The following is a 16,904-nucleotide window of genomic DNA, read 5'->3' on the forward strand; positions in this document are numbered from 1 at the left end:
AGCAGCTAAAGTACCATAAGACAAGACTGAAGGAAGGTTAGGGTGATTTAAAATCAAATCCCGGTCTAAATCTAACTTATCAATAAAGGTAGAAAGTAGATGCTTATTGAATTCCAACCGTTTATAAGAGACCATTGAAAACACAAAAGACTTGGCAAATGAATGACAACTAGAGAGTTGATGTTTGGCTAAATTTAAGGCAATAAGACTGGCATTAAAATGAAAATCAAGCCGCGGTAAATGACGAGCTTGACAATCAGAGAATCCCGTAAATTGCTTGGCATCACGAAAAATAAATTCAATCTGGAAGCGAGCCTGATAATATTCAACAATTTACTCAGGTGGTAGGTGAATATTAGTGCTAAACAATAAAGCATTTTTGATTTTGCCATTGGCTTGAACCTCAGAAATACAAGCCAAACTAATGTGACAATTTAAACAACAACTCGCCTTCCACCAATGTATATAATGAAACTCCCGGTTTGAGATTTTTCACAAATTTAAGACGACTCAAATCATTAGAGTCAAATTTACCATCATATTTGCGAGGTGCTCCCAGTCTCTTTTGTTCACCTGTATAAAGATAGCGTAGGTTAGCATCAACTATTAACTTGCCAATAAAGTCTAAATTTAACTCCCGCACAGCATCCCAGAATTTAGAGCGGTAGTAATAGCCATCAGCCACCAAATAACGTACAGAAGTGGGGAAGAAATAACGAGTATTCTTTAGATGTTGTGCATAGTCATCAACTCTTGTGATGTCAGGCGTTGAGCTTTGAGGCTCCTGTTTTTTGCGAGATTTCTTAGACCAGCACTTCTTCGGATTTTGTGGCAGTTTTTTCACCGGCTTTATTTGAGGACGTGACGGAGTTTGTTGTACGCTTAAGCTATAAGATAAACGAGTCTCAATTTCGACAATAGAAATCACAGAAATTTCCAAGCCCTGTTCCGATTTGCCAGCTACACCATTATAAAAATAAGCTTTACCGTCAGTTTTTTTGCCACTTTTTCTGAAAAAAGAACAATCAGTAACAGCAATAACTGTGTGTTTAGGATTTAAGGCAACACGCGAAAAAATATTGATTAAATTGTGGAAAATTAAAGCTTTTGAGAAAGTGACGACGGTAGGTTTTTTCGCTCAAATAACTATAATGACTGAGATTCGTGAAGTTGATCTTGCCTTCTTGCTAGCAAAATAGTTGAGAATAAAGTGATTAAAAACTTCTTTTGGGGTTGACTAATCCCTGGCATTTGTTGTAAGATGGATTCCATAATATTCATAAGGCAATCTGTTGAACTTGTGTGTTTTTATAGCTTAACCGAAAAGAGTGCCTTTTTTTCTGTTTATTTTGGGTTCAGATTGCAGTCACTGTTTTCACTTCTCTGCTGTATTGCGTAAGCGTTGCTTGCCGAAGGCATCGCATCCCTCTTTAAAAACTGTCCGGAGTATTGGTATTAACGAGACCCTTATTTGTTATCACAACTGGGTACTTTTCCCCCTCTTGGGAGCTTTGTGTCAACAAGCTCAAATTTTTGTCGCCGGGTCGATCTCGCGAAAAGCTTTGCCTGTAATAGTTCGGGGGCGCTTGTCGCCCCCTGAATTTTGATCGCGTAAATATTGCGTAGGCCAATCGAGGTAATCGCTCAACTCAGTCTTTGCACTGAATTCCCGGTAGAAACCTAATTGTTATGAAACGATGACATAATATCGTACAAGCCGCATCTTAAGGAAATAGGGCAAACGATCGCTCATTACCATGATTTGCCCGTCGAAACCCTGACGATTGTTGAGAGAACATCGTACTGCAAGTCCTATTCCGCTATCCTTTTAATCTAGAATCTAAAACCTAAAATCTAAAATACTATGGCCCAGCGCTACGTTCGAGTTAAAACAACACAAGGACACATCCATTACGGTTTACTGCAACTCAGCCACAGCGTTCAAGTATTTGATGCACCGCCCTGGTTAAAAGGACAACCAACCGATTTGGAACTTTCACCAGATACTTACCAAATTCTCGCCCCGTGCTCTCCCTCAAAAATGGTAGCCGTAGGCAAAAATTATGTCGATCACGCCGCCGAGATGGGAACCCCAGTACCGGAAGAACCCCTGCTGTTTTTCAAGCCTCCGAGTGCTGTAATCCCTGCAGGTGCAGCGATTCGCTATCCGCAGCAGTCGGAAAGGGTAGACTACGAGGGAGAATTGGCCCTGGTAATTGGCGAACATTGTACTAACTGCACTCCCGAACAAGCACACAGCAAAATTTGGGGATATACTATCGCCAACGACGTAACAGCCAGAGATTTGCAAAAGCGGGACAACCAGTGGGCGAGGGCCAAAGGGTTCGATACATTTTGTCCCTTGGGGCCTTGGATTGTCCGCGAACTGAGTCCTGCTGCACAATTGCAGACTTTTGTCAATGAGAGCGAGCGACCGGTACAGTCATCCCAGATCGATCGCATGGTATTTTCCCCAGACTTTCTCGTCTCCTACATCAGTCAAATAATGACTCTAATTCCCGGCGATGTGATACTGACTGGAACGCCGCAAGGAGTAGGGCCGCTACAAATAGGCGATCGAGTCAGAATTGAAATAGAAGGCATCGGCAGCCTTGAAAATACCGTAGTAATTGGTAATTGGTAATTATCACCAACAACTAACAACTACATTGCCCTGAGCGAAGCCGAAGGGTCAACTGCCAACTGCCAACTGCCAATTGACTAACGAACCTGCATATAAACAGCATCCGAAAGCGGAGGAATCTCTGCATAGCGTCCCAAAAGCGACTGAACGACTGCATAGATAAATGCAGCAAAAGCGCCCAAAAACACCATGTTATACAGAGTTTCGGCAACAAATGCGACTTGCAAGCCTTTAGAAAAAATCGGCAAAACTAAACCGCACAGCATCAAAACAATGTCTAAAAGAATCGCCTGCATCGCATTAAAACGAATGAAGTGACTGATGTTTTCGTTTCTAACTACTCCTAAATACAGGGCAAAGAAGATAATCAAGCTAGCAAAGGGCAAACTATAAATTTGCATCAATGGAGCTAGCGGTATCAACAACAGTTGCAGGACAGGAAACTGTGTAAACAGAAACCTGCCAAAGGCAAGCCCGTCAATCAACGGGAGCAAATAAGGCAAAGAAGCAAAAATCCGGTCTGGAACAGTTGTAGATCCGCGCCAAGTCATAATGAACTCTCCTGAGTCGATCGATTAACTATGAATTCCATTAAACTCAGGATAACGCAGCAGCAGGGTTTGTGTTCCGACTCTGCCGGAACTTGCTTTTGACTCAGCGGGGAGTAGCCTCAACTACCCGATGCACGCTTTCTTATTTAATATTGGCAATGACGAAGCCCATTTGACACTCGTACCGATCGGGCAACTTTTCCGTAGGTTTAGCAACTGGATGTCCACAGCGAAGCTCTCCACCGCTCCAACGCGGTTGGCCTGTGCGATCTGCCAGCAAACAACTTTGGCAAACACACTGAGGGGCAAGCATCTGATTTTCCATTAAAATGACTAACATTTGATACCTCCGGCAGGTTTCACACCAGTAATTTCATTGTATGTCAGGAGTTGGGGACAAACCGCTTAACCTGAACACAACGTAATATTTATGTCAATAGTGCGAAATCCGTAGTACGGTATAAGATCCCCAATTCCCAATCCCAAATTTGTCAAGAGGTTGATTATTGTGACGGACAGTAACTTAGAATTCCTTTCCAAAACCGATCCGCTCATTGCCGATTTAATCGGGCAAGAGCTTCAGCGCCAGCGAGACCACCTAGAACTCATCGCCAGCGAAAACTTTACCTCCGCAGCGGTAATGGCAGCTCAAGGCTCAGTGCTGACCAATAAATACGCCGAAGGACTGCCCGCGAAACGCTACTACGGCGGCTGCGAATTTATTGACGGCATCGAGCAAATCGCGATCGACCGCGCCAAACAGCTATTTGGAGCCGCTCACGCCAACGTCCAACCCCACTCCGGCGCTCAAGCCAACTTTGCAGTGTTTTTGAGCCTACTGGAACCAGGAGACGGAATTATGGGCATGGATTTGTCCCACGGCGGACACTTGACCCACGGTTCGCCGGTCAACGTATCCGGCAAATGGTTCAAAGCTTTTCACTACGGCGTCAGCCAAGAAACAGAACAGCTCGACTACGACGAAATTTTGGCACTGGCCAAAGAAAACCGACCGAAATTGCTAATTTGCGGCTATTCAGCATATTCGCGAATTATCGACTTTGAGAAGTTTAGAGCGATCGCCGACGAAATCGGAGCCTACCTGCTCGCCGACATCGCCCACATCGCCGGGTTAGTCGCCACAGGACACCACCCCAACCCCCTCCCCCACTGTCACGCAGTCACCACCACCACTCACAAAACCCTGCGCGGCCCCCGTGGTGGCTTGATTATGACTAATGACCCGGAATTAGGCAAAAAGTTCGACAAAGCAGTTTTCCCCGGCACTCAAGGTGGCCCCTTAGAACACGTGATTGCGGGCAAAGCAGTAGCTTTCGGCGAAGCATTAAAGCCTGAATTTAAAACTTATTCCGGTCAAGTAATTGAAAATGCACGCGCATTAGCTGCACAGTTGCAGCAGCGGGGTTTAAAACTCGTTTCCGGCGGCACGGACAATCACTTAATGTTAGTTGATTTGCAATCGGTAAATATGACAGGCAAGCGAGCGGACCAATTAGTCAGCAGTGTGAATATTACTGCTAATAAAAATACCGTGCCGTTCGATCCGGCATCGCCCTTTGTCACCAGCGGTTTGAGACTCGGTTCGCCGGCGATGACCACCAGGGGAATGGGAACAGCAGAATTTACCGAGATTGGCAATATTATCGCCGATCGACTGCTAAATCCAGATGATGAAAGCGTCGCCGCCGACTGCCTGCGACGAGTAGCGGCGTTGTGCGATCGCTTCCCGTTATATCCGCACTTGTACTTGAAAGTGCCGGCATTAGCTTAATTTTCCTGATCGGCAATGGGGAATTGGTAGTTGGAAGTGTACGGGTAAAAGGGTAAAAGAGCAGGAAAAGATTGAGAGTTGCCGGTAGCGATATTGACAAGAGGTTTTTACCAAAAATATCGATCGCCAAGACGGTTTTTAGTAAAGATATTTGTCGGGCGGGGCTGGTTTGAATAACGGTATTTGTAGGTTGCGAAAGATACCGCTCAACTGGACCCGCTCGCCAAATATCGACTTTTTTGCTCGCGAAAGAGTCGATATTTCAAATCGTTAATTCGAGAGTTATGAATGAAAAACCTGACAATTCGCCCCAGGGCAACTGCCATTGCGGCAAATCTCCGACTCCCAAACCCCCAGTCGCTCTTCAAGATGTTTCCTTGTTATAAGCCATCTGAAATGTAGTAGACTCTGCCTGACAGACTAATTGCCCCGCACTATTTAAAATTGATTTCAGATGCCGTACCAGTATCTGTACCACGTAGTAGCTTTTCTGATTTCTGCGATCGTCGTCCTCTGGAGTACGCCAATAGTCAAAAAAATTGGTCTCAAAAGCGGGCGAGTCGATCGGCCAGGCGAGCGAAAAGTCCACCAGCGCCCGATGGTGCGCTTGGGAGGAGTTTCCATCTTTCTCGGCACTCTCAGTGCCCTCTTATTTGTCTGGCTTTCAGGAGGCTTCATCGATGCTAGCGGACAAGTTCTCAATCCCAAAGACGAATACGAAATTTGGGGAGTCACCCTCGGCGGCATCGGATTCTTCCTCATCGGTTTAGCAGACGACTTATTTTCCCTGTCGGCCTTAAAACGCTTGCTCATGCAAATTGGCGTATCCAGCATCGCTTGGATGGCAGGGGTAAAAATTGAGTTTCTCACAGTTCCCTCCTTGGGACTGACAGATATTGGCTGGCTGAGCTTGCCAATTACCGTGATTTGGCTCGTCGGCATGGCCAACGCCATCAATTGGATTGACGGTTTGGACGGTTTAGCTGCCGGAGTTTCAGGGATTGCAGCAGTTGTGATGCTGATTGTCAGTCTGTCGATGCACCAACCGGCGGCGGCCCTAATTGCAGCGGCTTTAGCTGGCGGGGCCTTGGGATTTCTGCGCTACAACTTCAATCCTGCCCAAATCTTTATGGGAGATGGCGGGGCTTATTTTATCGGGTTTACTCTCGCTGGAGTGGGAGTAATTGGGTTGGTTAAAACTACGGCTGTTACTTCTGTGTTGCTGCCATATTTAATTTTAGCTGTACCGATTTTAGATATGTCGGCGGTGATTCTCGATCGACTTCGCAACGGCAAGTCACCGTTTATTGCTGACAAGCGCCACCTCCACCACCGACTTCTACAAGCCGGACTATCCCATCGATTTGCGGTTTTATTTATTTATTCGCTGACACTGTGGGTAGGAAGTTTAGCCCTAGCTTTTTCGCTTCCGAGCGGCGTAATTTACGCTATGGGTGCAACAAGTTTGCTGGGATACGCTAGCTGGAAAGTTTGGAGACACGCTAGGTGAAGGAAGAAGGAAGGAAGAAGGAAGAAGGAAGAAGGAAGAAAAATAATTTCTAATGCTCCATGCCCAATCCCCAATTCCCCAATCCCCCAATTCCCCAATCCCAAATCTAAAATCTAAAATCTAAAATCTAAAATTGCATGGTTGCTGAAATTATTTGTGTTGGCACTGAATTGCTGTTAGGCGATATTCTTAATAGCAATGCCCAGTTTTTAGCCAAAGAATTAGCGAGTCTGGGAATCCCTCACTACTATCAAACAGTGGTGGGGGACAATCCAGAACGTATCAAACAAGTGTTAGAAATCGCCGTCAGCCGATCGCAGATTTTGCTCTTCACCGGAGGTCTCGGGCCCACACCAGACGACCTGACAGTCGAAACGATCGCCGATTTTTTTGGGGTTCCCTTAATAGAAAAGCCGGAAATTATCGCAGATATCGAATACAAATTTGCCCAGCGGGGACGCACCATGAGTCCCAGCAACCGCAAACAAGCTTTAATTCCAGAAACTGCGGACATTCTGCCGAACCGCAGCGGTTCTGCACCGGGCATTATTTGGCAGCCGGTTTCTAACGTGATAGTAATGACATTTCCCGGCGTACCGGCGGAATTGCACTTGATGTGGCGAGAAACGGCCGTTCCTTACCTGAAAAATGGCGGCTGGTGCAGCGAAACTATTTACAGCCGCACATTGAAATTTTGGGGCATTGCTGAGTCGGCATTGGCGGAAAAAGTAGATAGTTTTCTGAATTTAACTAATCCTACTGTGGCTCCCTACGCCAATCACGGCGAAGTCAAACTGCGGATTTCAGCCCGCGCGGAGTCGGAAGTGGCTGCTAAAAATTTAATTGAGCCGATCGAACAACAATTGCGGCAAATTGCCGGCTTAGACTGTTACGGTGCTGATAGCGATACCCTCGCTTCGACTGTCGGTCAATTGTTGCTAGATGCGGGGCAAACTCTCAGCGTGGCTGAATCCTGCACCGGAGGTGGATTGGGGGCGATGCTGACTGGTGTTGCCGGCAGTTCTTGCTACTTTTTAGGCGGGATTATTTCTTACGACAATCGGGTCAAGGAAGGATTATTAGGTGTGAATCCGCAAGATTTAGCCGAGTTTGGGGCAGTCAGCCACCAAGTGGCCAAACAAATGGCTGCGGGGGTGCGCGCCAGCCTCAATACCAATTGGGGATTGAGCATTACAGGCATCGCCGGGCCCGGAGGCGGCACAGACGCTAAACCTGTTGGATTGGTGTATGTCGGTTTAGCGGGCCCCCACGGCGACGCAGAAAGTTTTGAATACCGCTTTGGCGATGCCCGAGGGCGCGATTGGATTCGGAATTTGAGTAGCTGTACCGCGCTCGATCAGTTCCGGCGTAAATTATTGTTTGCAAAAGCGTAAAAAATATCCAGCGTTTTGTCAATTGTCAACAGTCAGTCGTAAGCTTAAGCTTTATTTAACACTCTGTACTCCGAAATAGTTCGGCAATCTTCCGCTGGCCTATTGATTATCTGTAAAGATTCGTTATGATAATAAGATAGGACTGATTGGCCAATATACTGACTCTCTCCATTGCTCAAAATAACCAGCAAGCGAGAAAGCAAGTTTGACCTTGGGTTTAAAAGTCGTGCTTGCTTATTTTCAGATATTTAGCCATCGGTTTAGCAATCTAGACTATAAAAAAAGGAGCTATCCGTTCAATGGAAGACATTGAAAAGGTGCTGGAACAAATTAAAGAATGGGTTCGCAAGCTGATAGAAGGACTGCTGAGTCCCGAACCTGAACCGGAACTCGAACCGATTCGTATTCCTGTCAACCAACCGAGGAATCGCCGGTAGTCGGGAGTGGGTTTGAAGTTTGAAGTTTGAAGTTTGAGGTTTGAGCTTTGAGGTTACAGACTGGTTGTAAATCCAAAGTCAAAACTCTCATAATTTTTGTTGCGCTGGAAATTTAAAAATTGTTAAATATCCTGGTACTTCACGGCCCTAATCTGAATCTATTGGGTCAGCGAGAACCTGGAGTTTATGGTTCTGCGACTTTAAATGATATCAACAAGTTGCTAGAACGAGAAGCGCAAGCCCTCCAGGTGAAAGTCTCAATTCAGCAGTCGAATCATGAAGGGGTATTGGTGGATGCAATTCACTCGATGTTAGGGCAGCACCAAGGCTTATTGATTAATGCTGGAGCTTATACTCATACGAGTGTGGCAATTAGAGACGCGATCGCCGCGGTGAATATCCCTGCGGTAGAAGTTCATCTGAGCAATATTTACCGGCGGGAAGCTTTTCGGCATCACTCGTTTATCGCAGCGGTGGCGATCGGGCAAATCAGCGGTTTTGGCTCACAAAGTTACCGGCTGGGGCTGCAAGCTCTAGTTAGTTACCTGATGGAAAATTAAAAATTAACTGATTGTTCAGAGGAGGGCAGGTTTTATATGGAAAACCAGCCCTTATATGTTTGGTTGTCATTCAAATTAATCAGAAGAGTTAGGCAAAAAGGGAAACCAATAAAAATTATAAATTGCCAATTATAAATTACCAATTACCAATTACCAATTACTAGGAACTTGAGTTAAATTAAAATGCGGCATTCCCTGTTGAGCAAGTTTCAAGGAACCATCCTGGGCGCAGTTTTAGGAGACTCTATCGGTTTGCAATACCAAAGGCAACTCGTGGGTATTCCCCCCCAAACAGGAGACTTGGCGCCGATTTTACAACTGACGAAACACCAACAATTGACACTGAGTGGGCTAACATGGGGGTTGAATTCTCCCAACAGCAAAATCCCAACTGGCAAACAATCATCAGAATGCGGGAGACTTGCGGTGGCGTGCGCTCAAAGTTTAATTCGGGGTAGGGGTTTAGATTTAAAAGATTGGCGCGATACTTGGGAAGCATTTGCCAATTCCGAAATCCATCATCAGCGAAGCAGTGAGTTTCAAAGCCTGCTTAACCCTTCTGAAGCGGCCGTTGCTGCGCTGCCATCCGCGATGTTTTTTCACGAAAATAAAGCCAAGCTGCGAGAAAAAATCATGCTGGCGATAGAGGTTTGGCCCAACGCCAACAAGCCAGAATGGGAGACAGCAATTTTAGCAGTAGGATATGCGATCGCCAGAACTCTCAAAGATAGACTTGACCCCGCGACAGCAATCGAGCAAACAATTGCCTACGTGAAAACAGATAATGCCTTAACAGAGCTGCTGCTGCAAGTGCAAATACTACTAAAACAGGGAGCCGATTTAGAAACAGCCGCAACTCATCTTTGCAAAAGCGCCACAGCTTTGAGAGAAACACAGGGCAAAAGCGAGAAAAAATTACAAACGGAGTCAATTGTCAACCCAGAAAATTTTATTCCCATTGCCTTAGCTTTCTACTGCTTCTTGAACACCCCAGAAGACTTGCGCTTGTCAGTGGTGCGGGCTGCCCGCTGTGGCATAGCCACACAACTTACCTGCGCTTTGACGGGAGCTTTGTCTGGAGCTTACAACGGTGCTGCTGCGATTCCAGTAGAATGGCGACAGGTATCTTCGGCTACGGTTGAACCGCAGGCGTTGGTCTGTGGCGAAGAACCCTCGCTCTGGGGAACGGGCAGCGATGCAAAAATTGTAGAGTTAGCAAATAACCTGTTTGCTGTTTGGGCAGGAGTTTACAGGCCCGATGCCGGCATGGATTCCGCAACGCTAGCCCGAGCGGTGGCTGCACCTTATGTGATTAGACCTCGTAAAGTATAAATTTTTGAGCTTTTAACAGGGAGGGGGAAGCATTAATTAGCAATTAGCAATTAGCAATTAGCAATTAACAAGTCAAAAACGCAAGCCGAAGGAGAGCGACAATTAAAGATTAAAAAGTAAAAAATTAAATCGGACGCGCTTGCCCCAAAACACCGGGTTTCTACGACAAGATGGGGTTGGGAAACGAATAATCAACGGAGAAACAGGGTTTTTAGCCCTCGCGCGCGAGTTTTGTTCAAGATGGACAAGGGAAGCAAAGAAGCTGCTTGTGTTGTTGGCCAAAGTTAGGAAAACAGTCAGAAAACCCAACTGCAGCCGATAGTCAGGCAAAGTAGCCTGGGCGGTTGAATATTCAGCCACGGTAGTTCGGATAAACTCAATCAAGATGCACCGTCAGAATTTCTGACAAAGCTGCTGGATAACAGTGATATATCTTCGACACAAATGAATACGCTCTCCTCATTGATGCGGCAGATTGAGCAGCTAGGGGCTGCGCGCTCACTGCGCCAACATATTGCTAAAGTGCAAAATGGCGGCAGCAAAGCAGATACCTCACGCGCTAGCGGGCCTCTCCTGAGCCGCTTGTCGCGTCAGAAATTGGTTCTGCCCGAGACTTTTACGAGTTTATTTACCAGTAAAACCTCAAAATCAAGCCTCAAAAATCAAGCTCGTTCCCCAATGTTGGCGCTCGTAGCGGTAGTTTCCCTAAGCAGCACTCTGGGCCACCGCTTCTACAACCAGCCGAAACTGGATGTGGGGACGAAAGCTCCTGAGACGATTAAGGCTCCTGCTAGTGCTAGCATCCCCGATTACAAAACTACTGAAGAACAGCGGAAAGCCGCGCGGATCGGGGCTGTAGCGATATTAATGCTCGATCCTGCGGTCGATCGACAAATTTATCAAGAATTGCAACAATTTTTGCAGCAGGGAAGCGAGCTGCGGGGGGCGGTAGGCCCGTTTCCGTTTGCGAGTCCCTCGGCGCTCTCAAATGCGGCTCAGGTTTACTTGCGGGGCTGTCCCGAGTGGGAGTGGCGATCTATTTTGGCGCAAGCGGGGGACAACAGTGCAACTTCCGAGCGGTTGAGTTTGGATTCCCCCGCAATTGCTGGGCAGACGCAGAACAAGTCTCAGCAAGATGCTGTCGCTCAACTGCAAGCTTACAGCCGATCGGTGCGGGCGGCAGACTTTCAAAGCCTGACAGAGAGTATTTCCTCTGCTCGCCGACGCTATCTCAATGCTGTGGAGGCGCTTGGAAAGCAGTCGGTTTTAGGACTCCCACAGATTTACGATACTTCGCTGTTTGATTTGTCCGAAGCAGCTTGGCAGAAAACCCAAACGGGTATGAGTCGCGCGGCAAAAAGGATGTTGGCTCAAGGTATCTTGCAGGGGTTGCCAAAAGAAATTTTGAAAGAAGCTGTGAAGCTGCAAGTGGCAGATGAAGTGCCGTTAGAGTCCCAAGCTTTGGCGATTGAGGGTTTAACAGCGATTTTGCAGCCAAATCTGGTGAGAGATCCCGAGGAAACCAAACAGCTAGCTGAATTAGCGGCGCAAAAGGTCAAACCGGTGATGATCGCAGTAGAGCAGGGCGAGATAATTGTTGCAGAAGGAACAGAAATCGCGCAGCAAGATTTCGTGTTGCTGGACTATTTTGGTTTGAGCCGGCGGGGGGTGAATTGGCTGGGGCTGGCGGGTTTTGTTTGTTTGGTCGGAGGGGCAATTGCGATCGTACTGCTGGTGGAAAGGCACTACCGCTTGCGCCGGAGAGATCATTTGCTATTGCTGCTGCTGACTTTGAGCGCCCCGGTGCTGGTGAGTTTGGGGCTGCCTTGGACGAGTTTGCCCGCGATCGGGATTTTAGCCGGCGGCTTCTACGGTTCGGCGGTGGGAGTGACTGTGGTGGGGCTGCTGTCGGCGCTGCTGCCTGTGGGCTTAAATGTGGAGTTGATTCATTTGGTGGCTAGCGGGGCGGGGGGATTGCTGGGCGCTTTTATGGCGGGGCGGCTGCGATCGCGCGAGGAATTGGCTCTTTTGGGGGTGGCTGTCGGTTTGACTCAGGGCACGGTTTATCTGGTGGGGACTTTGATTGCCAGCGCGGCTGCCGGTGCGATTTGGTACGTCGTGCTCGGTACTGTGGGCGCGCAAAGTTTGGCCGGTTTGGCTTGGAGCGTTGTGGCGATCGGCATCAGCCCTTATTTGGAACACGTTTTTGACTTGATTACGCCGATCCGGCTTGCGGAACTTGCCAATCCCAACCGCCCGCTGTTGAAGAAGTTGGCTGCCGAGGCTCCGGGGACTTTTCAGCACACGCTGTTTGTGGCGAGTTTGGCGGAGGCTGCGGCTCGGGAGCTCGGGTGCAATGTTGAGCTGGTTAGAACTGGCACATTATACCACGATATTGGAAAAATGCACGACCCGCTCGGGTTTTGTGAAAATCAAATGGGCGGAGCCAACAAACACGATCAAATTAATGACCCTTGGGCGAGCGCGGAGATTATTAAAAAGCACGTTACCGAGGGCTTGGTGATGGCGCGGAAGCATCGATTGCCGAAGGCGATTCAGGCGTTTATTCCCGAACACCAAGGTACAATGTTAATTGCTTATTTCTACCACCAAGCGCAGCAAATTGCTGCAAAAGAATCAGAAGATTTAAAGACGGCTTTGGCAGATGCGGATAATGCAAAGTTAACAATCGAAAGTCGGGAAGTGAGGGAGGAGGATTTTCGCTACGATGGGCCGATTCCGCAGTCGCGGGAAACGGGGATTCTGATGCTGGCGGATTCTTGCGAGGCTGCTTTGCGATCGCTCAAGGATGCTACTCATGAAGAGGCTTTGAATATGGTTAATCGGATTTTGAGGGCTCGCTGGCAGGATAATCAGTTGCTCGATTCGGGTTTGACTCGGGAGGATATGTCTCTAATCGCGGAGATTTTTGTGCGGGTTTGGGAACAGTTTAATCACAAGCGGATTGCTTATCCTAGTGCAGTTTTCACTCCCAGGTAGGAGGAAATTTTGAGTTATGAAAAATAGGCTCGAATTTCAGTTGTGGATTAGATTTTATTGCGATGTATCCCGCAAAGCGCCATGCACTTGAGTATTGTCGCTGACAATAACCACAGTTTGTTTGATTCCTGGGAATTCTGAATAGTCGATATCTATTTGGTCTGCTAGATGCGATCGCAATTTATGCCAGTCTTGGGCATCGATCGCATTAAAAGCGATGATAGTATCTACAACCTCAGCGCGGTCAACAATCCAGCGGATTTCTGACCGTTCCTACATAACCAATAAATTTGGTGAGTTGTGAGTTCAAAATATTTGAATTTTTAACCGCAGATGAACGCAGATAAATGCTGATTGTTTATCTTGATTCTATCCCTTGACTCCGGCGGCTGTTTCTGTCGGCACAATGTATTTTTGCAAAAGCAAAAATAGTCCTAAAACTGGAACAATAGAAATAATGGAACCCGCCGCAACTAAACGCCAATCCAAAGAAAATGTCCCGGCTAAATTGGCTACGCCTAAAGGTAACGTGTAGTATTCTGGCCTGTCTAAAACTAGCAGCGGCCACAGAAAGTCGCTCCAAGAACCGATAAATACGAAAATTCCTAAAGTAACTAAAGCTGGCTTAATTGCCGGAATCATGACGTGCCACCAAATGCCTAATTCTGTACAGCCGTCGATGCGGGCGGCTTCTTCTAGTTCTTTGGGAACTGCTAGGAATGCTTGTCGTAATAAAAAGATGCCAAAGGCTGAGGCTAGTCCGGGAAAGATTACGCCTAAATAACTATTTTTTAGTCCGAGTTGTACAGTCAATATGTATAAGGGAATCATGACTATTTGGAAGGGAATCATGATTGTGGAAACGATCGTGATTAAGATGGCTTCGCGGCCTCGAAATTTGAGTCTGGCTAAGGGGTAAGCGGCGAGGGCGCAAAAGAGGACGTTGATGCTAACTGTGAGGCCGGCAATCAGGGTGCTGTTGAACAGGTAGCGGCCGAAGGGGTTGGTTTGCCAAACTTTGATGAAGTTTTCGAGGGTTGGCTGTTGCGGCCAGAGTTGCGGGGGAAATTGAAAAATGTTTTCGGTGGGGGATTTGAGAGAGGTACTCAGAAGCCACAGTAGGGGAAACAGCATTAAAAGTGCGATCGCGCTCATGATGCTGTACGTCCACAGGGTGCTCCACCGCGAGGGAGTGTTGTTTGGGGAATTTGGTTTTTTGGTTTTGAGATTGTTCATTGTTGGGATATGATTATAAGTCCTTGCTTCGTGAGAAGCCTTGTTGTCCATAAGGGGATTATTGCCATGAAACCGTTTATTTACGAAACTATGTACATTCTGCGCCCAGATTTGGGTGAGGAAATGACAGACCAGGCGATCGCTAAATATCAAACTATTTTGCGCGATCAAGGTGCTGAAAGCATCGAAACTCAGCACCGCGGCAAGCGCCGTTTGGCTTACGAAATCGGCAAGCACCGGGACGGAGTATACGTTCAAATGAACTATACAGCTCCGGGCGCTGCAATTTTTACCCTGGAGCGCGCGATGCGTCTGAGCGAAGAAGTGATTCGCTATTTGACAATCAAGCAAGATGTGCCAGATGCACCGGAAGCGGAAGCGGAAGCGGAAGTCGCCGAGTAGCATTCGTGTCAACTTAACGTCTGATGTAGCACCCGTCTACTGTTTGAGGATTAGGGCAGCTTATTCCCCGGCACGCCTTTCTTAAGGGCTACCCTGTACACACAACTTGAAAAACTAACGTCAGAGCCTTTCGCTCCCCCTGGCATCCTCCTGAAAAAGGGGCTAGGGGGTTCTCTGCAATTGTGGGTACAGCATAGTTTCTTTAGGGCGGGACTTGATGTTAATTGAAATTATAAGTAGGTAAGCGGGATTAAACCGAGCTATGTAGAATTATGTAAACAGGGCTAACTTAGCCACGCTTAGGGCTAATGATACTTTACAATCCTTAACATAAGTGTGTTTTACACCCCCTACCTACTTACTAGATTTACAAAATTACGAAAGTGCTTTAATGTTTAAACAGTGAGGATTAAATGCTACCTAAAAAAACTTCATGATCAGAAAAACCGTTCATAGGTTCATCACCTTAGTATTAGCAGGATTTCTATTGGCGATTAGTGGCGAGTTCTGGACATCGCGAAGTTTATCACAAATCCATCCTCATGGTTTTTATGTTTCACCAAATGGCAGTGATACAAATAACGGTTCACTTGAGCATCCTTGGTCAACAATTAATCACGCAGCGTGGGTATTAAAAGCGGGTGAAACAGTTTATATTCGGGCGGGAAATTATCGCCTCACCGAAAAAATTCAAGCTAAAAATTCAGGGACACAAAAGGCTTGGATTACTTATCGAGCCTATCCTGAAGAACGGGTTATTATTGATGCGGATGCAGTTAAAGTAGAGCCTCCCTCTGGTAAGAAATCCCATTATCCTCACGATCAAGGTGCATTTTTGTTACAAAATGTTAGTTATATTCAAGTAGAAGATTTAGAAGTTATTAATTCTCATAATTCTGGGATTACAGTTAGAAATAGCCATTTTATTAACCTTTATAATAATAAAACAGAAAATACGTTTTCCCCAGGTATTGGTGTTTGGGGGGGCGATCACTATAAAGTAATGGGAAATACGGTTATTAATGCAAACGACCTGAAGATGGCTGACTTTTTAAATGATTTTTCAGAAGCTCCCCATGAAGCAATTTCAATCGGTGGGGTTGAAAATTTTGAAGTTGCTTATAACTTAGTTAAGGATGGGAAAAAAGAAGGGATTGATGTTAAAGAAAAGAGTAAATATGGAACCGTCCATCATAACTATATTCACCACATGGCACGACAAGGATTATATGTGGATAGTTGGTTGGGAGTCTTAGAAGATGTTGAGGTCTTTAATAATGTTGTTCATGATTGTAATGGGGCAGGGCTTGCTTTAGCAGTAGAAGGAGGTTCAGAAGCAAAAAATATTCGATTTCACCATAACTTAATTTATGATAACTGGGGAACCGGAATTCTCTTTGCCCGATGGGGAAATGATGGGTTACGGCATAATATTAAAATTTATAATAATACGGTTCATCATAATGGTTATGGTAAACCGAACCCAGGAGAAAGCTTTTTTTGGATTACTGGAGGGTTATATTTATTTTCTGATAATCTTCAAAATGTTGAAATCAAGAATAATATTTTTAGCAATAATAGGGGATTTCAAATCGGTTATAGCGATCGCTATTTGGCGGCTAACTCTGACATCGAAACGATTTTTCGTCAAAAAGATATTGAGATTAGCCAGAACTTAATCTTTGGAGAAAATAATACCACCCGTCCGATTTATGCTGGATGGCTTCCTGATAACTATGCGAATATCTATGGAACGAATGGAACTGCTGCCGTCAGAGAAGAACCTCAATTTGTTAATCCTGAAGAAGGGAATTTTTACTTAAAATCTCCGGTCAGTAACCCAACCCCATTAACTGCTAATTCTCAAACATCTCAGATGAGAGTTGGAGCTTTTCCCAATGGAGAACAACCCCATTTTTGGTGGCAGGGTAAGTTCCCACCTCAATTTCCTGATTTACCCCAATAAACCCTTCATTAAAATAAGTTGTGTCTGTAATAATTAATTGTTAATAGTTGTATTAAGTACCTAAACAAAATTAATTACAC

14 protein-coding genes are annotated in these 16,904 nt (G+C 46.1%); 10 read left to right on the plus strand and 4 right to left on the minus strand.

The annotated features are described in order from the left end of the window. Positions 1–421: 421 nt before the first annotated feature. The gene (locus tag E5S67_RS33370; protein ID WP_339382865.1) at positions 422–1,099 is read right to left on the minus strand and encodes a transposase; all 678 of its coding nucleotides are present in this window, start codon (positions 1,097–1,099) and stop codon (positions 422–424) included. Positions 1,100–1,864: 765 nt separating this feature from the next. Here E5S67_RS33370 and E5S67_RS13760 point away from each other — a divergent pair. Next, positions 1,865–2,644, plus strand: a complete 780-nt coding sequence (locus tag E5S67_RS13760; RefSeq protein WP_172188059.1) for a fumarylacetoacetate hydrolase family protein — start codon at positions 1,865–1,867, stop codon at positions 2,642–2,644. A gap of 77 nt (positions 2,645–2,721) precedes the next feature. Here the strand turns inward: E5S67_RS13760 and E5S67_RS13765 are convergent, their stop codons facing one another. After that, positions 2,722–3,195, minus strand: coding sequence for a Tic20 family protein (locus tag E5S67_RS13765; RefSeq protein ID WP_172188061.1), 474 nt, complete (start codon positions 3,193–3,195; stop codon positions 2,722–2,724). A 142-nt stretch (positions 3,196–3,337) separates the two neighbouring features. Continuing rightward, entirely contained in the window at positions 3,338–3,535 is a 198-nt protein-coding gene (locus E5S67_RS13770; protein ID WP_172188063.1) for a hypothetical protein, read from the minus strand. 168 nt (positions 3,536–3,703) lie between these two features. Here E5S67_RS13770 and glyA point away from each other — a divergent pair, with 168 nt between their 5' ends. The 7 genes from glyA (at position 3,704) to E5S67_RS13805 (ending at position 13,220) form a co-directional block, all read left to right on the plus strand. Next, the gene (gene glyA / locus E5S67_RS13775; protein ID WP_172188065.1) at positions 3,704–4,987 is read left to right on the plus strand and encodes a serine hydroxymethyltransferase; all 1,284 of its coding nucleotides are present in this window, start codon (positions 3,704–3,706) and stop codon (positions 4,985–4,987) included. Positions 4,988–5,441: 454 nt separating this feature from the next. Continuing rightward, positions 5,442–6,497, plus strand: coding sequence for a glycosyltransferase family 4 protein (locus E5S67_RS13780; protein ID WP_172188067.1), 1,056 nt, complete (start codon positions 5,442–5,444; stop codon positions 6,495–6,497). 137 nt (positions 6,498–6,634) lie between these two features. Next, positions 6,635–7,891, plus strand: a complete 1,257-nt coding sequence (locus E5S67_RS13785; protein ID WP_172188069.1) for a competence/damage-inducible protein A — start codon at positions 6,635–6,637, stop codon at positions 7,889–7,891. A gap of 299 nt (positions 7,892–8,190) precedes the next feature. Continuing rightward, positions 8,191–8,328, plus strand: coding sequence for a hypothetical protein (locus tag E5S67_RS13790; protein WP_006631912.1), 138 nt, complete (start codon positions 8,191–8,193; stop codon positions 8,326–8,328). A gap of 119 nt (positions 8,329–8,447) precedes the next feature. Further along, complete coding sequence (gene aroQ / locus E5S67_RS13795; RefSeq protein WP_172188071.1) at positions 8,448–8,888, plus strand: type II 3-dehydroquinate dehydratase; 441 nt, start codon at positions 8,448–8,450, stop codon at positions 8,886–8,888. A 183-nt stretch (positions 8,889–9,071) separates the two neighbouring features. After that, entirely contained in the window at positions 9,072–10,220 is a 1,149-nt protein-coding gene (locus tag E5S67_RS13800; protein WP_172188073.1) for an ADP-ribosylglycohydrolase family protein, read from the plus strand. 444 nt (positions 10,221–10,664) lie between these two features. Continuing rightward, entirely contained in the window at positions 10,665–13,220 is a 2,556-nt protein-coding gene (locus E5S67_RS13805) for an HD family phosphohydrolase (protein ID WP_172188075.1), read from the plus strand. A 369-nt stretch (positions 13,221–13,589) separates the two neighbouring features. Here E5S67_RS13805 and E5S67_RS13810 read toward each other — a convergent pair whose 3' ends face one another. Further along, positions 13,590–14,456: a carbohydrate ABC transporter permease gene (locus E5S67_RS13810; protein WP_172188077.1), complete on the minus strand. Its 867-nt coding sequence runs from the start codon at positions 14,454–14,456 to the stop codon at positions 13,590–13,592. Between the two features lie 66 nt (positions 14,457–14,522). On the opposite strand from E5S67_RS13810, the gene rpsF reads away from it, so the two are divergent. After that, positions 14,523–14,858 (plus strand): 30S ribosomal protein S6, encoded by a 336-nt coding sequence (rpsF, locus tag E5S67_RS13815; RefSeq protein WP_006631907.1) that lies wholly within the window; start codon positions 14,523–14,525, stop codon positions 14,856–14,858. A gap of 433 nt (positions 14,859–15,291) precedes the next feature. Next, complete coding sequence (locus E5S67_RS13820) at positions 15,292–16,824, plus strand: right-handed parallel beta-helix repeat-containing protein (RefSeq protein WP_172188079.1); 1,533 nt, start codon at positions 15,292–15,294, stop codon at positions 16,822–16,824. Positions 16,825–16,904 lie beyond the last annotated feature (80 nt).

Source organism: Microcoleus asticus IPMA8, from assembly GCF_013179805.1.
In the GTDB taxonomy this organism is placed as follows: Bacteria; Cyanobacteriota; Cyanobacteriia; order Cyanobacteriales; family Microcoleaceae; genus Microcoleus; species Microcoleus asticus.